At 69.2% G+C, this 21,547-nt stretch carries 17 protein-coding genes; 3 read left to right on the top strand and 14 right to left on the bottom strand.

The features are described from left to right. Nucleotides 1-357: 357 nt before the first annotated feature. Nucleotides 358-1,581: a hypothetical protein gene (locus tag DMX10_RS04295; RefSeq protein WP_111259946.1), complete on the bottom strand. Its 1,224-nt coding sequence runs from the start codon at nt 1,579-1,581 to the stop codon at nt 358-360. A 208-nt stretch (nt 1,582-1,789) separates the two neighbouring features. On the opposite strand from DMX10_RS04295, the gene DMX10_RS04290 reads away from it, so the two are divergent. Further along, nucleotides 1,790-2,689, top strand: coding sequence for a hypothetical protein (locus DMX10_RS04290; RefSeq protein ID WP_111259945.1), 900 nt, complete (start codon nt 1,790-1,792; stop codon nt 2,687-2,689). A 411-nt stretch (nt 2,690-3,100) separates the two neighbouring features. On the opposite strand, the gene DMX10_RS04285 is transcribed toward DMX10_RS04290, so the two are convergent. From DMX10_RS04285 to ptsP, 5 genes are all read right to left on the bottom strand, one after another. Then, nucleotides 3,101-3,496, bottom strand: coding sequence for a GFA family protein (locus DMX10_RS04285; protein WP_111259944.1), 396 nt, complete (start codon nt 3,494-3,496; stop codon nt 3,101-3,103). 23 nt (nt 3,497-3,519) lie between these two features. Continuing rightward, nucleotides 3,520-4,338 carry a shikimate 5-dehydrogenase gene (locus tag DMX10_RS04280; protein ID WP_111259943.1) on the bottom strand — a complete coding sequence of 273 codons (819 nt, stop codon included), beginning with the start codon at nt 4,336-4,338 and terminating at the stop codon, nt 3,520-3,522. Nucleotides 4,339-4,447: 109 nt separating this feature from the next. Further along, nucleotides 4,448-6,157, bottom strand: coding sequence for a PTS fructose-like transporter subunit IIB (locus DMX10_RS04275; RefSeq protein WP_111259942.1), 1,710 nt, complete (start codon nt 6,155-6,157; stop codon nt 4,448-4,450). Next, on the bottom strand, nt 6,154-7,110 hold the full coding sequence (gene pfkB / locus DMX10_RS04270) for a 1-phosphofructokinase (protein WP_111259941.1): 957 nt from the start codon (nt 7,108-7,110) through the stop codon (nt 6,154-6,156). The genes DMX10_RS04275 and pfkB overlap by 4 nt, the downstream gene beginning before the upstream one ends. After that, nucleotides 7,110-9,971, bottom strand: coding sequence for a phosphoenolpyruvate--protein phosphotransferase (gene ptsP / locus DMX10_RS04265; protein WP_111259940.1), 2,862 nt, complete (start codon nt 9,969-9,971; stop codon nt 7,110-7,112). Before ptsP ends, pfkB begins: the two co-directional genes overlap by 1 nt. Before the next feature lie 210 nt (nt 9,972-10,181). Here ptsP and cra point away from each other — a divergent pair, with 210 nt between their 5' ends. Beyond that, nucleotides 10,182-11,171 carry a catabolite repressor/activator gene (cra, locus tag DMX10_RS04260; protein ID WP_111259939.1) on the top strand — a complete coding sequence of 330 codons (990 nt, stop codon included), beginning with the start codon at nt 10,182-10,184 and terminating at the stop codon, nt 11,169-11,171. A gap of 583 nt (nt 11,172-11,754) precedes the next feature. On the opposite strand, the gene DMX10_RS04255 is transcribed toward cra, so the two are convergent. The 5 genes from DMX10_RS04255 to zwf form a co-directional block, all read right to left on the bottom strand. Next, nucleotides 11,755-12,156, bottom strand: a complete 402-nt coding sequence (locus DMX10_RS04255; protein WP_111259938.1) for a DUF4952 domain-containing protein — start codon at nt 12,154-12,156, stop codon at nt 11,755-11,757. Next, complete coding sequence (locus DMX10_RS04250) at nt 12,156-13,778, bottom strand: NADP-dependent glyceraldehyde-3-phosphate dehydrogenase (protein WP_111259937.1); 1,623 nt, start codon at nt 13,776-13,778, stop codon at nt 12,156-12,158. The genes DMX10_RS04255 and DMX10_RS04250 overlap by 1 nt, the downstream gene beginning before the upstream one ends. A gap of 141 nt (nt 13,779-13,919) precedes the next feature. Next, on the bottom strand, nt 13,920-14,597 hold the full coding sequence (locus tag DMX10_RS04245) for a bifunctional 4-hydroxy-2-oxoglutarate aldolase/2-dehydro-3-deoxy-phosphogluconate aldolase (protein ID WP_236206720.1): 678 nt from the start codon (nt 14,595-14,597) through the stop codon (nt 13,920-13,922). Between the two features lie 16 nt (nt 14,598-14,613). Continuing rightward, entirely contained in the window at nt 14,614-15,330 is a 717-nt protein-coding gene (gene pgl, locus DMX10_RS04240; RefSeq protein WP_111259936.1) for a 6-phosphogluconolactonase, read from the bottom strand. Beyond that, the gene (zwf, locus tag DMX10_RS04235) at nt 15,317-16,786 is read right to left on the bottom strand and encodes a glucose-6-phosphate dehydrogenase (RefSeq protein WP_111259935.1); all 1,470 of its coding nucleotides are present in this window, start codon (nt 16,784-16,786) and stop codon (nt 15,317-15,319) included. The genes pgl and zwf overlap by 14 nt, the downstream gene beginning before the upstream one ends. A gap of 174 nt (nt 16,787-16,960) precedes the next feature. Between zwf and DMX10_RS04230 the strand changes: the two genes are divergently transcribed. Further along, nucleotides 16,961-17,830 (top strand): MurR/RpiR family transcriptional regulator, encoded by an 870-nt coding sequence (locus DMX10_RS04230; protein ID WP_111259934.1) that lies wholly within the window; start codon nt 16,961-16,963, stop codon nt 17,828-17,830. Nucleotides 17,831-18,144: 314 nt separating this feature from the next. On the opposite strand, the gene DMX10_RS04225 is transcribed toward DMX10_RS04230, so the two are convergent. The 3 genes from DMX10_RS04225 to DMX10_RS04215 form a co-directional block, all read right to left on the bottom strand. After that, the gene (locus DMX10_RS04225) at nt 18,145-19,041 is read right to left on the bottom strand and encodes a D-hexose-6-phosphate mutarotase (protein ID WP_111259933.1); all 897 of its coding nucleotides are present in this window, start codon (nt 19,039-19,041) and stop codon (nt 18,145-18,147) included. Nucleotides 19,042-19,063: 22 nt separating this feature from the next. Next, nucleotides 19,064-20,284: a maltoporin gene (locus DMX10_RS04220; RefSeq protein WP_371921677.1), complete on the bottom strand. Its 1,221-nt coding sequence runs from the start codon at nt 20,282-20,284 to the stop codon at nt 19,064-19,066. A gap of 83 nt (nt 20,285-20,367) precedes the next feature. Continuing rightward, entirely contained in the window at nt 20,368-21,528 is a 1,161-nt protein-coding gene (locus DMX10_RS04215) for an ABC transporter ATP-binding protein (RefSeq protein ID WP_021222509.1), read from the bottom strand. Nucleotides 21,529-21,547 lie beyond the last annotated feature (19 nt).

The raw sequence follows: 21,547 nt of genomic DNA, 5'->3' as shown, positions 1-21,547 counted from the left end.
GGCGCGAGCCCACTCACACGGTCCGCCATAGACTGCCGACGCGAGGCGTCGCTATGGCGTGTGGACTTCGAAGAACACCGGGCTTCCACACCCGACCGCTTTCTGTGGAAAGCAGCGGCGGAACCCTATCCAAGCCCCTTGTAGGCTCGCAACAGCGTTGCCTTGTAGGCGTTTTCCATAAGGCGCTTTCTGCGTTCGCTGTTGGTTGTGACGCCTGCCCTCAAGCACGGTGCTGTTCGGTCGCCCTGGGGTTTCTGCCGCCGCCGCATGGGTTTCGCTTCGCTCTACACCATCCTACGAAAGCCGCCAGCCGCGGCGCGCCCCCACATCGAGCGCAGCAGTGTTGGGCCAGGCCGGCTAGTTCACCTCATCCAGCAGCTCGGCGCGGCTGGGTTCGGGGAAGCCCAGGGTGCGGTAGCGCGGCGGGTAGAAACCGGGGGCTTCTTCGAGCAGGTCGCCCAGCAGCGCCATGGCCTGATCCCAGGAGACGGCGCGGGTCTCGGCGTCGCTGCAGTCTTCGTTGGGGCGCACCAGCACCAGGCGGTCGACACGGGGCAACAGGCTGTCCACGCCCTCGGTCCAGCTGGCGACGGAGAACAGCAGGTCGGGATCTTCCTGGGCGGCGTACAGCTGGTAGTTGGCGACGAAGATGTCGGTGCTGTTCTCTTCGTGGATCAGGTCCAGCGCGTGCTTCTGGGTGTCGTACTCGGCCTTGGTGGCGAGACGACGCATGCGCTCCAGGCGGGCTTGCAGCAGCGGATTGTGCACGGTGTAGGGCGCCACCTTGCCGTCCTGGTAGCAGTACAGCCCGGAGGAGATCGCGCGACCCTCGGTCGCGGCCTCCAGGCTCAGCTCGACCATCGCCGCGAGGCCGTGGCCGTCACGGTCGCCGGTCACCAGCAGGGTCTCGCGGCTGGGCACCATGAACAGCGGCCGGCCCTTGAGCGGCAGGCGCTCGAGCACGTCGGGCAGGAGGATGCGGCTGATGTCGTAGCTGTCGTTCCAGTTGCCCCGGAACAGCCCCGGCACCACCTCGACGAAGCTGTCGCCGGTGCTGTCGCGCAGGTTGGTCAGGGCGATGGCCATCCCCTCTTCGAGGGTGATGCCCCAGCTCTTGTCGGGGCCCTGCACCAGGGTGGCGGTGGACTCGGGGTGGTCGATGGCCAGCAGCACCACGGCGTCCTCGCCCATGGGCAGGTAGACCGGATCGAATTCGAGGTCGTTGCCCTCGGTGCGCAGGTGGTGCAGGCGCAGGTCCTCGATCATTCCGCGGCTGCGCACCACCGGCAACAGCAACGGTCGCGCCTCGTCCAGCGGCAACGCCAGGCTGCGCTGGTTCTCGCACAGCGCCGTGATGTAGCTCTGCAACGCCTGCCGGCGCTTGGCGCCGCGCTGCCCGCAGTATTCACGGTAGGCGTTGTGCAGGTTGAAGAAGGCGCTGTCGCCATACACCAGGCGGAATTCCCGGGGGCGGTAGGTCAGTTCGCCCTTGAAGCCGGCCTTGCGCGCAGCGGACTCGAAGAGCACGGCGAAGTCATCCGGGGAGGGCTTGCGGTTGAACAGGAAATCCAGAAATCCCATGGCGATACCAAACGATGAAAACGCGTCGCCGAACTTTAGAGGAGCGGATGCCGCCGCACCAGCGCGCCGGTGCACGGGGCGCACGCAAGATAATCCCTGAACCTTTGTTCGCCTTCCGGCACCCAACGCCATGAGTGCCATACAAAAAGGTACGGCGACCGCTGCCCCTGGCGGTCACGGCGTTGAGCCTCCGAACAAGGACACGATGATGAACACCACTTCTGATGCCTACGCAACCGCCCTGGACGTCACCGACGCTTCGGGCGTCTCCTGGAGCGCGGTATTCGCTGGCGCGGCGGCCGCCGCCGCGCTGTCCCTGATCCTCGTGCTGCTGGGCTTCGGCCTCGGCTTCGCGGCCATCTCGCCCTGGCAGCACGAGGGCATCGGTGCCGAGGGCCTGGGCTTCGCCGGCATCGCCTGGCTGGCCTTCACCCAGCTGGCCGCTGCGGGCCTCGGCGGTTACCTCGCCGGGCGCCTGAGGTTGCGCTGGAGCCGCCTGCACGGCGACGAGGTGTTCTTCCGCGACACCGCCCATGGCTTCCTCGCCTGGGCCGTCGCCACGCTGGTCACCGCCGCGCTGCTGGTGGGCACCGTCGGCAACCTGGTGGGCGGTGGCGTGCAGGCCGGTGCGGCGATCGCCGCCGGTGCCAGCGCCGGAACCGCGCCCGGCGCCAGCGACGATGCCCAGAACCCCTACGGCTACTACATCGACACGCTGTTCCGTGACGACCGGCCGGCCCCCACCGTCGACGATGCCGCCCACGGCGTGGTGGCGCGCATCTTCGTGCGCAGCCTGGCCGACGGTGGCCAGCTGAGCCCCGAGGACCACGACTACCTGGTGCGCCTGGTGGCCCAACGCACCAACCTGACCCAGGCCGAAGCCCAGGCCCGCGTCGAACAGGTCCACGCCATGGCGCAGCAGGCCGTGAACGATGCCCGCCAGGCCGCCGACGCGGCCCGCAAGGCCGGCATCCATGCCTCGCTGTGGATGTTCGTCGCCCTGCTCATCGGTGCCTTCACCGCCAGCTTCGCCGCCACCCGTGGCGGTCGCAGCCGCGACACGGTGACCGACGGCCTCGCCTACCACCGCACCGCCCCCCTTCGCTGAACGAGGAGATTGACCATGCGTTCGCTGCTGCTTTGGTTCCTGGGTGTACCGATCCCGATCATCATCCTCATCGCCCTGCTCACCTGAGCCGGGATGAAACGAAAAGGCCGCTGCTCCGGGAGGACAGCGGCCTTTGTGTTTTGTGCGTGGGGCGGGGTGTGCGCCGGATACGCCGTGGTGATGGGTTTCGCTGCGCTCTACGCCATCCTACGGTTCGCGCTTGCGGGGACGTCCTACCTCAGCTGCGCGCGTAGGCGGCGGCCTCGGCGATCTGTTCGGCGCTGGGGCGGATGCCGGTGTACAGACTCACCGGGGGCACCGAGCGGAGGTGCGCACGGCACACCCTACGGCACGAGCTCATCCTGCCGAGCCCTCAGCTCGAATCATCGCAGGCACAGCCGACGGTCCCATTCAGCGATCGGCCGGATGGTTGACCCCGTCGCTGGTGGGCACCTCGCCCAGGTCGAAGGGGTTGACCCCGTCCAGGCAGCCGACGTTGAAGCCGTACTGGTCCGGGCTGGAGCGGCGCTGGTGGTGGGTGTGGATGCCGCAGCGCGAGCAGAAGTAGTGCCGCGCGGTGCGGGTGTTGAACTGGTAGAGGCTAAGCAGTTCGGCGCCCTGCACCACACGCAGCCCGGCGAGCGGCACGCTGGCGACGATGGCGCCCTTGCGCCGGCACAGGGAACAGTCGCAGCGACGCGGGTTCACCAGCCCGTCGGGCAGGGTCAGTTCCAGCACCACCGCGCCGCAGTGGCAGCTGGCGCGGTGAAGGGGAAGGATCGGGGTGTCGCCTACCTGCTTGATCATCGGTGTGCTCCTGGAGGATGCCCTCAGCTGCGCGCGAAGGCCGCCGCTTGGGCGATCTGTTCGGCGCTGGGGCGGATGCCGGTATAGAGCACGAACTGCTCCACCGCTTGCAACACGATGACTTCGCCACCGGTGATCACCCGCTTGCCAAGGGCGCGGGCGGCGCGGATCAGCGGGGTTTCCACGGGGATGGCGACCACGTCGAAGATCACCTCGGCGGCCTCGATGGCGGCCTCGTCGAAGGCCAGCTGCCCGGCCTCGGGGCCGCCGTCCATGCCGATGGGGGTGACGTTCACCAGCAGGCGCGGGCGCAGCTCGCCCTGCTCCGCCTGCCATTCGTAGCCGCACGTCGCGGCCAGGGCCTGGCCACGGGCCTCGTTGCGTGCCACCAGGGTGCCGTTGGCGAAACCGCTGTCACGCAGGGCGAAGGCCACCGCCTTGCCCATACCGCCGCTGCCGCGCAGGGCGAAGTCCGCCTGCGGGTCGACGCCGTGGCTGCGCAGCAGGCTGGCCACCGCCAGGTAGTCGGTGTTGTAGCCCTTGAGGTGGCCGTCGTCGTTGACGAGGGTGTTGACCGACTGGATCACCGCCGCCGAGGCATCCAGCTCGTCGAGATGGGCGATGCAGGCTTCCTTGAACGGCATCGACACCGCGCAACCCCGGATGCCCAGCGCGCGGATGCCGCCGATGGCCGCCGGCAGGTCGGTGGTGGTGAAGGCCTTGTAGACGTAGTCCAGGCCCAGTTGCTCGTAGAGCGAGTTGTGGAAGCGCGTACCGAAATTGCCGGGGCGGCCCGACAGCGACATGCACAGGCGGGTGTCCTTGTTCAGGGTGCGGGGCATTGCGTGGCTCCGTTGGGGAAGGTGGGCGAGTCCGTAGGATGGGTAGAGCCCGGCGAAACCCATCGGGTGCGAGGCACCACCCCATGGGTTTCACTCCGATCTACCCATCCTACGAGGGCACTAACTCCTGGCTATCGCCGCGCTTGAGCGCGGCATAGAGCAGGCCGGTGACCAGGCTGCCGGCGACGATGGCCAGCAGGTAGGCGAGCACGTGGTTGATGGCGTTGGGGATGAGCATCACGAACAGCCCGCCGTGGGGCGCCATGAGCTTGCAGCCGAAGTACATCGACAGCGCACCGGTGAGCGCGCCGCCGGCGATGCTGGCGGGGATAACCCGCAGCGGGTCCTTGGCGGCGAAGGGGATGGCGCCCTCGGAGATGAAGCACAGCCCCAGCACCAGCGCCGCCTTGCCGGCCTCGCGCTCGCTCTGGGCGAACTTGCGCCGGGCCAGCAGGCAGGCGATGCCCAGGCCGATGGGCGGCACCATGCCGGCCGCCATAGTGGCGGCCATGGGCGCGTAGCTGTGGGAGGCCAGCAGGCCGACGGAGAAGGCGTAGGCGGCCTTGTTGATCGGCCCGCCGAGGTCGACGCACATCATCCCGCCCAGCAGCACGCCGAGGAGGATGGCGTTGGTGCTGCCCATGCCGTCGAGGAACTGGGTCAGCGCGGCGAGCATGCCGGCCACCGGCTTGCCGACCACGTAGATCATCACCAGGCCGGTGATCAGGCTGGCCAGCAGCGGGATGATGAGGATGGGTTTGAGCGCCTCCAGGCTCTGCGGCAGCCTCACCCAGCGGCTGATGGCCTTGGCCGAGTAGCCGGCGAGGAAGCCCGCGATGATGCCGCCGATGAAGCCTGCGCCCAGTGTGGCGGCCAGCAGCCCGCCGATCATCCCCGGCGCCAGGCCCGGGCGGTCGGCGATGGAATAGGCGATGTAGCCGGCCAGCAGCGGCACCATCAGCTTGAAGGCCGTGTCGCCGCCGATCTGCATCAGCGCGGCCGCCAGGGTGCCCTGCTCCTTGAAGGCCTCGATGCCGAAGACGAAGGACAGTGCGATCAGCAGGCCGCCCGCCACCACCATCGGCAGCATGAACGACACACCGGTGAGCAGGTGCTTGTACACGCCTTTCGCTTCGCCCTGGCCCTCGGCCTGGGTGCTGCCGGGCTTGCCGGCCTGCTGCACCTGGGCATCGGCCAGGGCCTTGCGCAGGGTGGCGTCGGCCTGCTTGAGGGCGACGCCGGTGCCGCAGCGGTAGACGCGCTTGCCGGCGAAGCGGGCGGTGTCCACCTCGATATCGGTGGCCAGCAACACCACGTCAGCGGCGGCGATGGCCTCCGTCGACAGCGGGTCGCGGGCGCCCACCGAGCCCTGGGTTTCCACCTGCAGTTCCATGCCCAGGCGCGCGGCGGCCTGCTTCAGCGCCTCGGCGGCCATGAAGGTGTGGGCGACGCCGGTGGGGCAGGCGGTGACGGCCACCAGGCGCGGTCGCTCACTGGCCACGGCCGCTGCCGGCGCGGTGTCCTGCACCTGCGCTTCGCGCTCGGCACGCTGGAGGAAGGCTTGCGGCTCGTGCAGGGCCTCGGCCGGCGTCGCCAGGTACAGGCGCTTGCCGGCGAAACGCGCGAGGTCCAGCGGGCCGGTCTTCACCACCAGCACCCAGTCGGCATCGGCCACGGCCTCGGCGGACAGGGGCTCGCCGCCGGGCATTTCCACCCCGGGTGTCCAGCCCAGGCGGCGGGCGGCGGCCTCCAGCAGGCGCGCGCTGATCAGGCTGCTGACCGCGCCATTGGGGCAGGCGGTGACAAGGACGAATCTCATCGGGGAACCTCGTGTCGTTCTTCTGCGGGCTGCACGACGACGCCGCTTTCCAGCGACGCCAGTTGCGCCCGGTCATTGATGCCGAAACCGATCTGGGTCACCGCCTGGGCGGCGATGGCGGTGGCATGGGCCAGGGTGCGCTCGGCGGGCCAGCCGGCCAGCAGGCCGTGGACCATGCCCGCCAGCAGCGAATCGCCGGCGCCTACGGTGCTGGCCACCTTCACCCTGGGCGGGCGCGCCTGCAGGGCCTGCCCCCGGTTGAACCAGCGCACGCCCTCGGCGCCCATGGACAGCACCAGGTGCTCGATGCCGGCGGCCTGCAGGCGCGCGGCCTCCTCGGCCTGTTCGGCCAACTCGTCGAGGGGGCGGCCACAGGCGTCGGCCAGCTCCTCGGCGTTGGGCTTGACCAGCCAGGGCGCGCTGGCGAGCCCGGCGCGCAGGGCCGCCCCGCTGCTGTCCAGCGCCACCCGTGCGCCCAGCCCATGCAGGCGCTGCAGCAGCGTGGCGAACCAGTCGGCGTCCACGCCCCGTGGCAGGCTGCCGGCCACCACCACCAGGTCGTGCCCGGGCACCAGGGCGTCGAGGCGGCGCAGCAGTTCGTCCCGCGCGGCGGCGTCCACGTCCGGGCCGGGGCCGTTGATGTCGGTGATGCGGCCGTCGTCTTCGGCCAGCTTGAGGTTGCTGCGGGTCTCGCCCTCGACACGGACGAAGGCATCGTGGAAACCGCGCCGGGCGAACAGCGCCTCGAAGGGCTGGGCATTGCCGGCGCCGAGGAAGCCGCTGACGCTGAGGGAGTGGCCCAGGTCGGCCAGCACCTGGGCGACGTTGAGGCCCTTGCCGGCGGCGTGGCTGACAAGCGCCTGGCCGCGATTCACCGCGCCGGGCTCAAGACGCGGCAGGCGCAGGGTGAGGTCCAGCGCCGGGTTGAGGGTGAGCGTGAGGATGCGCGCCATCAGAATTTCTCCGCCAGGGCCCGCACCGCTTCGGCGCTTTCCGCCGCCAGCGCCACGCCCGCCAGTTCCTGGGCGTCGGCCAGGCTGAGCTCGCGGATGCGCGCCTTGACCTCGGGCACGCTGCGTGCCGCGACGCTGAGCTCGTCCACCCCCAGCCCCACCAGCAGCGGCACCGCCAGCGGGTCGGCGGCCAGTTCGCCGCACACGCCCACCCATTTGCCCCGCGCGTGGGCGGCGCGCACGGTGAGTTCGATCAGTTGCAGCACGGCCGGGTGCAGGCCATCGGCCTGGGCCGAGAGCGTCGGGTGGCCACGGTCGATGGCCAGGGCGTACTGGGTCAGGTCATTGGTGCCGATGCTGAAGAAGTCCACCTCGCGCGCCAGCACCGGCGCCAGCAACGCGGCGGACGGCACCTCGACCATGATCCCCAGCTGCAGGTCGGCCTGGGGGATCTCCTCGGCCAGGCGCAGGGCCATGTCGCGGGCCTGGCGCCACTCGCCGACGCTGCCGACCATGGGGAACATGATGCGCAGCGGCCGGCCTTCGGAGGCACGCAGCAAGGCGCGCAACTGGGTTTCCATCACCTTGGGCCGCTGCAGGGTCAGGCGCACGCCACGCAGGCCGAGGAAGGGGTTCTCCTCGTGGGCGATGGGCCAATAGGGCAAGGGCTTGTCGCCGCCCACATCGAGGGTGCGCGCCACCAGCGGGCGGCCGTCGAGGGCGTCGAACACCTTGCGGTAGTCGGCCTCTTGGGTCGCCAGGTCGGGCGCCTGGGAATGGGCCATGAAGATGAATTCGGTGCGCAGCAGGCCGACGCCCTCGGCGCCCTGCTCCACCGCCGCCACGGCGCCGGCGGCGTCGCCCAGGTTGGCGCAGACCTCGACGCTGTGGCCGTCACGGGTCCGGGCCGGCTCCAGCTTGTGCGCCTCGGCCTCGCGCAGCAGGCGCTCGCGGTCCTGGTGCTCGGCACGGGCGCGCTCCAGCAGCGCCTGTTCGGGTGCCACCACCAGGCGCCCACGGCCGCCGTCCAGCAGCAGCGGCGTGCCCGGCTCCAGGGCCAGCACCCCGGCACCGGCGCCGACCAGGGCGGGAATGCCAAGGGCACGGGCGACGATGGCGCTGTGGGAGGTGGCGCCGCCGCGTGCGGTGAGGATGCCGGCCACGCGGGTACGGTCCAGCCGCGCGACGTCGGAGGGCGCCATTTCGTCCAACACCAGCACGTAGGGGCGTTCGGGCTCGGCCTGCTCCTCGACGCCGCAGAGCTTGGCCAGTACGCGGCGGCCGACGTCGCGCAGGTCGGCGGCGCGCTCGGCCAGCAGCGCATCCTGCAGGGATTCCTGCTGGGCGGCGGCGGCGGCGATCACGCCGGCCCAGGCGGCAGCGGCACTTTCGCCGCGTTGCAGCCGGGCCTCCACCTCATCGCCCAGGCCCGGATCGGCGAGCATTTCCAGGTGGGTGACGAAGATTTCGCGGATGGCCTTCACCTCGCTGCGCTGCACCAGCACCTCGATCTCCGCGCGCACCTGGGCCAGTGCCTGGTGCAGCTGCTTGCGCTCGCTGGCGGGCGTCTCGCCCCGGGCGGGGTAGTCGAACGCCCGCACCACCCGCACATGGGCCGGGCCGATGGCGATGCCGGGCGCGGCTGGCACGGCGTTGAGCAGGCTGCCGGGCGGCGGCGCGGCGGGGGCGGCTTCCGGCTGCTCGGCTTCGGGCTGTTCGGGGGCACCGTCCGCCAGGGGCTCCACCTCCTCGCCCAGGCCCTGCTCCACCGCCTGGCGCAGCACCGGCAGGGCCAGGTCGGCGATGCCCGGCTCGGCCAGCAGCTCCAGCACCTGGCCGCGGCGGATGCCCAGGCCCAGCAGTTTGCTCAGGCTGCGCGCGCTGACAGCCGGCAGGCCGCTGTCGGCGACGCGCACGCGGACCTCCCCGGCGAAGCCCTTGGCCAGCTGTGCCAGCTCCTTGGCCGGGCGGGCATGCAGGCCGTGGGCGTTGGCCAGGGGCACGCGCAGGCTCGGCCAGTCGGCCGTGGCGTCGCCCGCCAGGGTCTCCAGCACCCGGCGGCGATCGGCGGCACGGGCCAGCTCGGCGCCACGGCCTTCGATCAGCAGCGCGCAGAGACGCTCCAGCAGCGCCACATGGGCATCGCCCCGGCTGGCGAGGCAGAACAGCCCGGCCAGGGGCTGGCCCTCATGGCGCAGGGGCGTGCGCGGCGCCACGAAGGCGAGCCCGGGGCGGCTCACCGCCTGATCGCTGTCCAGCCACCAAAGGCCTTCGCCCAGGGGCAGCGCTTCGCCCTGCAACAGCTGGTTGGCGTAACCCTTGTCGACACAGCCGGCGCGACGCAGCAGGCGCGCGCCTTCCAGGGCCAGTTCGTCGAAGTCTTCGGCGGTGCTGCCCAGCGCCACCAGTTGCTCATCCAGCGCCAGCTCGCCAGGGCCACCCTGGAGCAGCGCGATGATGGCATCGGCGGATTCGGCGCGGCGCAGTGCGTCCCCCAGGTCGCCTTCGCCCAGGGCGCGGGTGAGCAGTTGCAGCAGGCGCAGGTGCTCGTCGGATTTCGCGGCGATGCCGATGGCCAGGTACACGCGCTGGCCATCGCCCCAGTCCACCCCGTCGGGAAAGTGCAGCAGGCGCACGCCGGTGGCATGGACCATATGCCGGGTTTCCGGCGTGCCGTGGGGAATGGCCAGGCCCTGGCCCAGGTAGGTGGAGCCCTGCGCTTCACGCGCTTGCAGCGCGGCCAGGTAGCCCTCGGCGGCGAGCCCATCCCCAACCAGCCGGTCGGCCACCCGTTGCAGGGCGGCGCCCTTGTCCGCCGCCGCCAGGCCCATGGACACCAATGCCGGGGTGAGTTCGAGCATGCCGTTTCCTCCACGCGGGCCTTCAGGCCCTGTTGTCGTTGTGCGATGAATCTTCAGCTTAGGCGCTGCCCAACCCTTGGCAGAGGGTGGTTGCTATCTGGACAAAAGCCGTGCTGAATCGTTTCACTAATCCAGGGCGGCACGTTACTCGATATTCTTCGCCGCTTGAAGCCCGACCGATGAAACGCGCACCCCACGAGGAGTCGCCCCTTGAAACTCAGTGACATCGCCCGGCTGGCCGGGGTTTCGGTCACCACCGCCAGCTACGTGGTCAACGGCAAGGCCGAGGAGAAACGCATCTCCCCCGCCACCGTGGAGCGGGTGCGCGCGGTGGTCGATGCCCACGGCTACCGCCCCGATCCCCATGCCGCCGGCTTGCGCCGTGGGCAGACCCGCACCCTGGCCTTCATCCTCCCGGACCTGGAGAACCCCAGCTACGCGCGCCTGGCCAAGCTGCTGGAGCAGCAGGCGCGGGCGCGGGGCTACCAGTTGCTGATCGCCAGCTCCGACGACGAGCCGCAGAGCGAGCGCCAGTTGCTGGAGCTCTTCAGCGCGCGGCGTTGCGATGCGCTGATCGTCGCCAGCTGCCTGCCGCCCCAGGACCCGGGCCTGGGCGCGTTGCTGGACGCCGGGCTGCCGGTGATCGCCGTCGACCGCGAGCTGGACCCGGCGCGCTTCTGCTCGGTGGTGAGCGATGACCACCAGGCCGCCCACTTGCTCACCCGCAGCCTGCTGAACCCGCTGCCGCGCCAGGTGGCGCTGCTCGGCGCGCGGCCGGAGCTGCCCATCAGCCGCGACCGCGAGGCGGGCTTCCGAGCCGCGCTGGCCGGCTTTGGCGGCGAGACACTCGTGCAATGCGGCGCCGAATTCAGCCGTGAGTGCGGGCGGCGCATGATGCAGGAACTGCTGGAGCGCCAGGGCCGCCTGCCGGATGCACTGGTGACCACCGCCTACGTGCTGCTGGCCGGCGTGCTGGATGTGCTGCGCGAGAACGGCGCCTGGCCGCAGCACCTGCAGCTCGGCACCTTCGGCGACACCCAGTTGCTGGACTTCCTGCCGCTGCCGGTGAACTCCATGCGCCAGCAGCACGAGCTGATCGCCGAGCAGGTGCTGGATCGGGCGCTGCAGGCCATCGCCGGGGACTACCAGCCAGGGGTGCTGGCGATACCGCGACGGTTGCAGGTGCGGCGCGGAAACTGAAGGACGCATCGCGTTACCCGGTGTGGTGTCGCGGGGCTCATCCGCCCTGCACGATTGCCGTAGCCCGGGCTTCAGCCCGGGACGGGGCCATCGCGAATGAATTCGCACACAAGAAACCGCCCACCGTGGTACGACCTCGTAGGGGCGACGTAGGGGCGACTTCAGTCGCCAAGCAGGCCGCAGGACTGCCTTGACTCCGCGCTTCCCGACCACACCGCCGGTGGATGAAAAGAGCGTCATCCACCCTACGCCCGGACCACCTCCCGAGGTTGGCGTCGCAGCGGGCTCTCCTTGTGGGAGCGGCTTCAGCCGCGAAGACCCGCAGCCGGCACGTGGCTGCGGCTGCCCAAACGCCCCATCGCGAATGAATTCGCTCCCACAAGAAATCCCCTTGGCACGACCTTGTAGGGGCGACGTAGGGGCGACTTCAGTCGCCAAACAGACCGCAGGGCTGCCCCAACTCGGTGTCACAAACCAACACCGCTGGTGGATGAAAAAAGCGTCATCCACCCTACGCACGGATCTGCTCCGGAGGTTGGCGCCGAGCGTTGCGAAGCCCAACGCAGCGATGCTCGGCGGCTGACTATGGGTCTTCGAGGTAGAGGGTGACGCTGACGTGGAAGCGGTCGATGCGCGCCCAGTCCTTCTCCAGGGTTTCCCCTGAGCTCATGCGGATTTCGTAGGGCCGGCCGCTGGCGTGGGGCGCGCTGGCGGGCCGGGTGTCCCAGCCGCAACACATGAAGCGCAGCGGCTGCAGGCCGAAGCGCTGGTGCAGCAACTTTTCAACGCCATGGGCCTGGGGGCCGGGCACCAGGTACTCGGCCACCAGCTGGCGCAGCTGGCCACCCTCCTCCAGCTTGCAGCCCTCGAAGTGCAGCCCGGGCGACTCGACCCCGAGCTGTTCGAGGAAGTCCCCGCAGGCCGGTTCCGCCGCGTGTGCGGTGCCGGCCAGGAGCAGCAGCGCGAGGATCGGGGCCAGGCGCATCAGAAGATGTAGTCGGTGCTGATGAAGCTGGATTCGCGATTGCGGATGATCTCGCTGATCAGCGTCTTGTTGTCTTCCTGGAAGCGCGTGGCCACCAGGGTGCGGATGGAGAAGGTGCGCAGCGCGTCATGCACGGACAGGGTGCCCTCGGCGGAGTTCTTGCGCCCGTTGAAGGGGAAGGTGTCCGGCCCGCGCTGGCACTGGGCGTTGATGTTGATGCGCCCCACCTGATTGGCGAAGGCGTCCACCAGGCGGCCGACCTCGGCGGGGTCGTTGCCGAAGATCGACAGCTGCTGGCCGTAGTCGGAATCCAGCACATAGTCGATGGCGACCTGCACGTCGCGGTAGGGCACCACCGGCACCAGCGGGCCGAACTGCTCTTCCTGGTAGATGCGCATGTCCGGGCTCACCGGGCACAGCAGCGCCGGGTAGAAGAAGCTCTCGCGGCTCTGGCCGCCGCCGTCGTTGACCACCTGGGCGCCCTTGGCGGTGGCGTCCTGCAGCAGGGTGGCGAGGTAGTCGACCTTGCCCGGTTCCGGCAGCGGTGTCAGCGCCACGCCGTCTTCCCAGGGCATGCCCGGCTTGAGCGCGGCAAGCTTGGCGCTGAAGCGCGCGAGGAAGGGTTCGAGCACGTCCTCGTGGACGAAGAGGATCTTCAGCGCGGTGCAGCGCTGGCCGTTGAACGACAGCGCACCGGTGACGGCCTCGTTGACGGCGTTGTCCAGGTCCACCTGCGGCAGGACGATGCCGGGGTTCTTGGCGTCCAGCCCCAGGGCGGCGCGCAGGCGGTGCGGGCGCGGGTGCAGCTTCTTCAGGTCGCTGGCGCCCTTGTTGGTGCCGATGAAGGCGAAGACGTCGACCTTGCCGCTGGCCATCAGCGCGCTGACGGTCTCGCGGCCACGGCCATAGATGATGTTGATGACGCCGGCCGGGAAGCTGTCGCGGAAGGCTTCCAGCAGCGGGCGCATGAGCAGCACGCCGAACTTGGCCGGCTTGAAGACCACGGTGTTGCCCATGATCAGCGCCGGGATCAGCGTGGTGAAGGTCTCGTTCAGCGGGTAGTTGTAGGGGCCCATGCACAGCGCCACGCCCAGGGGCACGCGGCGGATCTGGCCGAGGGTGCCCTGCTCCAGTTCGAAGCGGCTGGAGCGGCGATCGAGCTCCTTCAGGGCGTTGATGGTGTCGACCATGTAGTCGCAGGTGCGGTCGAACTCCTTTTCGGAATCCTTGAGGTTCTTGCCGATCTCCCACATCAGCAGGCGCACCACCTCGTGGCGCCGCTCGCGCATGCGCGCCAGGAACAGCTCGACATGGTGGATGCGCTCGCCTACACGCAGGTTGGGCCAGGCGCCCTGGCCGTTGTCGTAGGCACGCACGGCGGCGTCGAGCGCCTGCAGCGCGGCATCGGCATCGAGCAGCGGCGTGCTGCCGAGGATGACCTGTTCCTCGCCCCGCTCGCCCTTGAGGAAGATCGGGCTGCGCACCGTGGCCAGCGGGCCGTCCCAGCGACGCAGCTCGCCGTCCACCAGGTATTCGCGCTGTTCCACCGGCGCGCCGAGGCGCCAGGCTTCGGGGATGTCGTCGGCGTGGGGGAACAGGGTTTCGGGGGCGAAACGGGACATGGGGCGATCCTCGCTGGGGTCTGTGTTGCTTGTTGGGGGCGTCGCTGCACTGTGCTTTTCAGTGGGTTCCGCTCGTTCAGTGGGTTCCCGCGTTCGCGGGAATGACGGTGGACACCACCGACACCCGCGCGAAACGCGGCATCACTGCAGCAGCCTGAGCGCTTCGGCGGTGGTGGCTTCGATGCGCGCCCAGTCGCCGGCGCGCACCCAGGCGCTTTCCATCATCCAGGTGCCGCCCACGCACATGACGTTGGGCAGGGCCATGTAATTACGCACGTTGTCCGGCTTGACGCCGCCCGTGGGGCAGAAGCGGATGCCCGGGAAGGGCCCGGCGAATGCCTTGAGGGCCGCCGCACCGCCCACCACTTCCGCCGGGAACAGCTTGAAGCGCCGGTAGCCGCGGGCGTGGCCGAGCATGATTTCCGAGGCGCTGCCGACACCCGGCAGCAGCGGCAACGGGCTTTGCCGGCCGGCATCCAGCAGCTCGGCGGTGCAGCCGGGGGTGACGATGAACTGCGCGCCTGCGGCCTCGGCGTCGGCGAGCATCTGTTCATCCAGCACGGTGCCGGCACCGATCAGCAGGTCCGGGCGCTGTTCACGCAGCAGGCGGATCGCGGTGAGGCCGTGCTCGGATCGCAGGGTGATTTCCAGGGCGCGCAGGCCGCCGGCGGCCAGGGCATCGGCCAGGGGCAGGATGTGTTCCTCGCGCTCGATGGTGATCACCGGGAGGATGCGGGCTTCGGCGCAGAGCCGGTCGATCATCTCGACCTTCTCGGCCATGCTCGGCACGCTGCGCGCTGGGGAGGGATTCGCGGTCATGACAGGTCCTTCGGGCTCAGGGGCACCAGTAGATCTCGAGGGGCTGGCGCAGGAAGGCGCGGATGGGCATCGCCGCCACGTCTTCACCGGCCAGCGCGGCGGCCAGGGTGTCGAGCTTGGCCTGGCCCTGCACCGCCAGCAGCGTGAGGCGCGCGCCGGCCAGCAGCGGCAACGGCATGGACAGGCGCTGGCGCGGCACGCTCGGCGCCTGCATGGGCACGCAGCGCCGGGTGCAGGCGTGGCTCAAGGCGTCGTCCAGGCCGGGGCTCCTGGGGAACAGCGAGGCAGTGTGGCCGTCCTCGCCCATGCCCAGCACCAGCACGTCGATGGGCTGCGGCAACTCGGCAAGCGCGGCATCGGCCAGGCGCGCCGCCTCGTCCAGGCTGGCGGCGGAGTGATAGAGACCGATGAAGCGTGCCTTGGCCGCCGGGCCGCGCAGCAGGTGGCGACGCACCAGGCCTTCGTTGCTGTCGGCGTGGCCCACCGGCACCCAGCGCTCGTCGGCGAGGCTGACGGCGACGCGGGACCAGTCCAGCTCCTGGGCGGACAACCGCTCGAGGAAGGCGATGGGGCTGCGCCCGCCGGAAACCACCAGGGAGGCCACGCCGTGGGATTCGATGGCCGAGCGCAAGGCGCCGGCCACGTGCAGGGCCAGTTCGCCGGCCAGTTGTTCGGGGCTGCCGAGGCTGACCCCGGTGACCTGCGTGGGCAGGTCGAGATTACAGATCGCCATACCAGCTCCTGCCGTCACGGGTGATCAATGCGATGGATGCGACCGGCCCCCAGGTGCCGGCCGCGTAGGGTTTGGGGGAGTCGCCCAGTTGCTTCCAGCCGTCGATCAGCTGGTCGCACCATTGCCAGGCGTACTCGATTTCGTCCTTGCGCACGAAGAGGTTCTGGTTGCCCTGCATCACCTCCAGCAGGAGGCGTTCGTAGGCATCGGGGATCCGCGCGCTGCGGTAGGTGTCGGAGAAGCTCAGCTGCAGCGGGCCGCTGCGTAGCTGCATGCCCTTGTCCAGGCCCTGGTCCTTGGTCATCACCTGCAGGGAAATGCCCTCGTCGGGCTGCAGGCGGATGATCAGCCGGTTGCTGATCAGCGGGCGCTGCTCGGGGGCGAAGATGTAGTGCGGCGGCTCCTTGAAGTGGATGACGATCTGCGACAGCTTCTGCGGCATGCGCTTGCCGGTGCGCAGGTAGAAGGGCACGCCGTTCCAGCGCCAGTTGCGGATGTCGGCACGCAGGGCGACGAAGGTCTCGGTGTCGCTCTGGGTGTTGGAGTTCTCCTCTTCCAGGTAGCCCGGCACCGCCTTGCCCTGGCTGCTGCCGGCGATGTACTGGCCGCGTACCACCTGCTGCGCCACTTGGGCAGCGGTGATGGGCGCCAGGGCCTTGAGCACCTTGACCTTCTCGTCACGGATGCTGTCGGCGGAAAGGTCGCTGGGCGGGTCCATGGCGATCAGGCAGAGCAGCTGCAGCAGGTGGTTCTGGATCATGTCGCGCAACTGGCCGGCTTCGTCGAAGTAGCCCCAGCGGCCCTCGATGCCCACCTGTTCGGCCACGGTGATTTCCACGTGGGAGATGTGGTGCTGGTTCCACTGGGTTTCGAACAGGCTGTTGGCGAAGCGCAGGGCGATGAGGTTCTGCACCGTCTCCTTGCCCAGGTAGTGGTCGATCCGGTAGATGCGGTTCTCGGGGAAATGCACGGCCACCGCGTCGTTGACCCGGCGCGAGGATTCGAGGTCGTGGCCGATGGGTTTCTCCAGCACCACGCGGGTGTGGCGGGCGCGCTCGACGCGGGCCAGGCCCTCGCAGATGGTGCCATAGACCGAAGCCGGCGTGGCGAAGTAGGCGATCAGCCGTTCCTCGGGGCCGACGCGCTCGGCCAGCACCTGGTAGCCCTCGGCGTGGAGGAAGTCCATGGGCAGGTAGCTCAGCCGCGCCATGAAGCGCTGCAGCACGGCTGCGTCGATCTCCCGCTCCGGCACGTAGCCACGCAGGTGTTCCTCGATGGATACGAGGCGGGCGCCGCCCTCCTCGCTTTCGCGGGCCAGGGCGAGGATGCGCGTGTCGCCATGCAGCAGGCCGGCGCGGTCCAGTTGGTAGAGCGCCGGGAACAGCTTGCGCAAGGCCAGGTCGCCGAGGGCGCCGAACAGGGCGAAGGTGCAGGGTTCTACGGATAAGGAAGCCATAATGATTGTTCTTTTACGAGGTTGAACTAGAAATACACGGTGATAATGGCCATATCAAGAATAAATGTAGTAATAAGAACAACATTTTGTCACCCTCCTGTTACCTCTGGCTCTGGCCGGTGCCCCTCATTACGATAGGCCACCGATTTTGCAGGCCCCTTGCAAGGAACCTACATGGACCGCGTACGCAATCTTCTGGAGCAGATCCAGGGACGACTCGAAGACCTCAACAAGGCCGAACGCAAGGTCGCCGAAGTCATTCTCCAGGACCCACAGCAGGCGACGCGCTTCAGCATCGCCGCCCTCGCCCAGGCCGCCAGCGTCAGCGAGCCGACGGTGAACCGCTTCTGCCGCTCCTTCGGCGTCAACGGTTACCCGGAGCTGAAGATGCAGCTGGCGCAGAGCCTGGCCAGCGGCGCCGCCTACGTCAGCCGCGCGGTAGAGGCGGACGACGGCCCCGAGGCCTACACGCGCAAGATCTTCGGCAGCGCCATCGCCTCCCTGGACAGCGCCTGCAACGCCCTCGACCCACAGTTGATCAGCCGCGCCGTGGACCTGCTGATCCAGGCCCGGCAGATCCATTTCTTTGGCCTGGGTGCCTCGGCACCGGTGGCCCTGGACGCCCAGCACAAGTTCTTCCGCTTCAACCTCGCCGTGTCGGCCCATGCCGATGTGCTGATGCAGCGCATGCTGGCTTCGGTAGCCCACACCGGCGACCTGTTCGTGATCATTTCCTACACCGGCCGCACCCGCGAGCTGGTGGAAGTGGCGCGCCTGGCGCGGCAGAACGGCGCCTCGGTGCTCGGCCTGACCGCCGCCGGCTCGCCGCTGGCCCGCGCCAGCACCCTGAGCCTGGACATCCCCCTGCCGGAGGACACCGACATCTACATGCCGATGACCTCGCGCATCATCCAGCTCACCGTGCTCGACGTGCTGGCCACCGGCGTGACCCTGCGCCGCGGCGTCGACTTCCAGCCGCACCTGCGCAAGATCAAGGAAAGCCTCAACGCCAGCCGCTACCCATCGGACGAAGAGCCGGGCTGAGGCCCTTTAAAAGGCAGACCCAGGGTGGCGGGATTGATTCGGGGCCGGTGGTCGGGGGATGGCGCGTTCGCGAGTAAACATCCACGTTCCTGGAGCATGGCGTTGCTTTTGCCCCCCAGGAGTGAGCACAGCCAGGCCTCGGAGCATGCAGCCGCCGTTCACTCCGGACGTAGGGTGTGCTGCGCGCACCTCGGACTCGCCGGAAGCACCGAGCGGAGGTGCGCACGGCACACCCTACGGCACGCGTTCATCCTGTCGAGTTTCGTAGCCCGGGAATGCCCGCTCCCGGGCTGAAGCCCGGGCTACCTGCCGATTCACTCCACCCTTGCTCGCAGTTGGATGCGCGCTTCTTCCCCGGGCGCGAGGACCTGGCTGCCGGTGCCGCAGGCGGCGGCTTCGATGCTGGCGAAGCCGAGGCCTTCCTTCCAACCAACGTCGGCCAGGGGGCGGCCGCCGGGGTGCCAGACCACGGTATTGGGCGAGCCGCCGGTGTCGATGCGCAAACGGCGCTGCCAGCCAGCGTCCTGCAGGTGCAGCGGGCCGGTGTGGTCGAAGACGCGGTGGCAGCCTTCCATCGGCCGCAATTCGCCCTGCTGAGTGAAGCGCTGGCGGTTGAGCAGGTCCTGCCCGCTGGCACCCTCCAGCCCCAGCACGGCGACCCGGGCGATGTCGCTGATGCGCCAATAGGCATGCAGCGCCTGGCTGAGCACGCAGGGTTCCTGGTCGCCATGGCGGGTGGTCAGGGTCAGCGCCAGTTCATCGCCCAGCTCCGCCTGCAGCTCCACCTCCCAGTCATGCAGGGCCAGGCGCCAGCGCAGGCGCACGCCGGCGTCCGAGCTTTCGCGCTCCTGCAGGCGCCAGTCGGTGAGGCGTGCCCAGCCGTGGTGGGGCCAGCCGCTTTCCTGCGGGTGGCGACCGAACCAGGGCCAGCACACCGGCACGCCGCCGCGTATGGCGCCGAGCCTGGGCCAGCGCGCGGCGCACCAGAGCAGCGGGCGTTCGCCGCGCGGCTGGAAGTGCAGCAGCTGGCCGCCCTGGCGGGCGAAGATGGCGCGGCAGCGCGGGTGATCGATCAGCAGCAGCTCGCGCCCCTGCTCGCTGCCCCAGCGGAAGACCTGGCGCACACCGGGGACGAAGAGCCCGGCGAGCGGATGCTCCACGGGCTCGGTCGCCAGTTCCAGGCCATGGCGGCGCGGTTCGCCACGACTCATCGCAGGGCCGCGCCGCGCAGGCTCACTTCCACCAGTACTCGATCTGCACGCCGACGTTGGAGCCGTGCAGGTCGGTGCCGTAGGCGCCGGTGTCGGAGAGCGCCGAGCCGGCCGCCAGCAGGCTGGCCGAACGCTGCGCCGCTTCGTTCCAGCTGGCGTAGGTGTAGTAGAGGCGGATTTCCGGGCGCTCCCAGAAGCCCGGGCCGGCAGGCGACCAGGTAGGGGCGATGGTGAACTTGGTCAGCTTGCGGGTGCCGCCGGGGGCTTCCACCTGGTCGCGACCCAGCTCGGTGACCAGCTTGAACTGCTCGGTGATGGCGTAGACCGGGCGCACGCCGACCGACAGCCAGTTCTGGTCGGCGCCGTCGGGGCGCTTGTCCTTCTGGTAGACGACCTCGAACTGGCCACCGAAGCGCGGGGTGATTTGCCAGTCGAAGAACTCCACGGCGCGCCAGCTGGAGGCGCTGTTGTCCAGGGTCGGGTCGCCGGTGTAGCCCAGGCCGGTGCCCGGGCCGCGGCCGTATTGCAGGGCGAAGGTGTTGGCGCCGCCGGCGAAGGGCTTCTGCTTGTGCTGCGCGGTCACCGCCCAGCCACTGTGGGCGTCGGTGCTGTCGGGCTTGTCGATGTAGCTGAAGCCCACTTCCATCTCGCCGCCGGGGTTGGTCTGGAAGCCGCCGACGTTGAAGTCGTGGCGGTTGATGTAGGGCTTCTGGTCGTAGTTGTCCTTGCGCGAGAAGACGTAGCTGTACTTCAGGTCGCCGATGGCCACTTCGTCGAAGCCGAAGCCGGTGGCGCTCTGGTTCCAGTAGTAGAAGTCGGAGATGTGGATGTCGTTACGCTTGTAGAAACGACGCCCCGCCCAGAAGGAGCCGCCATTGAGCGCGGGCATGTTGCTCCACTCGGCGTACATCTGGTTCATCCGCGCGAAGCCGTAGTCGCCGGTGAACTTGGGCGTATGGCCGTACTGGTTGTACAGCTGGGCCATGCCTTCGAGGCTGATCACCGAACCGTCGTCGAGCTTGAACACGTCCTGGCGCAGGTCCAGCTCGATGTACTGCTCGCACTCGTTGCCGAGGCGGTACTTGGACTGCGCCCCCGGCAGCTGGAAGCACGACTGGGTGCCGCCGTCGGTGGAGCTGCCGGCGCCACTGCGCATGTAGCCGGTGAATTCCAGTGCATTGGCCGCTCCGGGCAGCGCCAGCATGGCGCAGGGCAGCATCCACCAACTCTTCTTCACGTTCATATCCACTCCAGTTTTTATTGTTGTATTGCCTTGGATATCAGGGCCGTCCCTGGGCTCGGATGGCAGCCGGGGCGGCCTTCCTTTCAACGCCCCTTGAACTGCGCGACATTGCCCGCGCGCTCAACGGTTCGTGACTTTCCCAGCCCACCCAGCCGTTCACCGCTCTGCGCGTCGAAGAGCAATACCTTGCTGGGATCGAAATACAGCGAGAGGGTTTCACCTATCTGCGGCGCGGCGTCCGGCGCCAGGCGGCAGCAGACCTTGGTCTGGTTGAGGCTGGTGAACACCAGGGTGTCGGGGCCGGTGGGCTCGGTGACTTCGATCTCGGCGCGGATGCTCGGCAGGCTGGCGTCGGCCGGCGCGCTGGCGAGGATCTGCTCGGGGCGCACGCCGAGAATCACCTCGCGCCCTTCGATGCCCTCCCCCAGCTCGCCCAGGGGCAGCTCGCAGCGGGCCTGGCCGCTGTCCAGCAGGGCCCACAGCTGGCCGTCGCGGCGCTGCAGGCGCAGGGGGATGAAGTTCATCGGCGGCGAGCCCATGAAGCCGGCGACGAAGAGATTGGCCGGGTCGTTGTAGATCTGCTGCGGGGTGCCGAACTGCTGGATGACACCGTCCTTCATCACCGCCACCTTGTCGCCCAGGGTCATGGCCTCGATCTGGTCGTGGGTGACGTAGACGGTGGTGGTCTTGAGGCGCTGGTGCATGAGCTTGATTTCGGTGCGCATCTCCACCCGCAGCTTGGCGTCGAGGTTGGAGAGCGGCTCGTCGAACAGGTAGATCTTCGGCCGCCGCGCCAGGGCCCGGCCCATGGCCACGCGCTGCTGCTGGCCGCCGGAGAGCTGGCCGGGCTTGCGTTCGAGCAGGTGCTCGATCTGCAGCAGCTTGGCCACGCGACTGACTTCGGCCTCGATCTCGGCGGCAGGCAGCTTGCGGATCTTCAGGCCGAAGGCGATGTTCTGGCGCACGCTCATGGTCGGGTACAGGGCGTAGGACTGGAACACCATGGCGATGTCGCGGTCCTTGGGGCTCATGCCGCTGATGTCGGCGCCGTCGACGAGGATGGCGCCACCGGTGATGTCTTCCAGCCCGGCGATGCAGTTCATCAGGGTGGATTTGCCGCAGCCCGAGGGGCCGACGAGGATCAGGAATTCGCCCGAGTCGATGGACAGTTCGATGTCCCGGAGGGTGTCGGCCAGGCCGCTGCCGTAGCGTTTGTTGACGTTGCGCAGTTCGAGGGTTGCCATATCAATCTCCACAAATGAG

The sequence above is a fragment of the Pseudomonas sp. 57B-090624 genome (assembly GCF_003234055.1).
In the GTDB taxonomy this organism is placed as follows: Bacteria; Pseudomonadota; Gammaproteobacteria; order Pseudomonadales; family Pseudomonadaceae; genus Metapseudomonas; species Metapseudomonas tohonis.
Note: the sequence above shows the minus strand (reverse complement) of the source record. Positions and strands in the feature narration are given on the sequence as shown.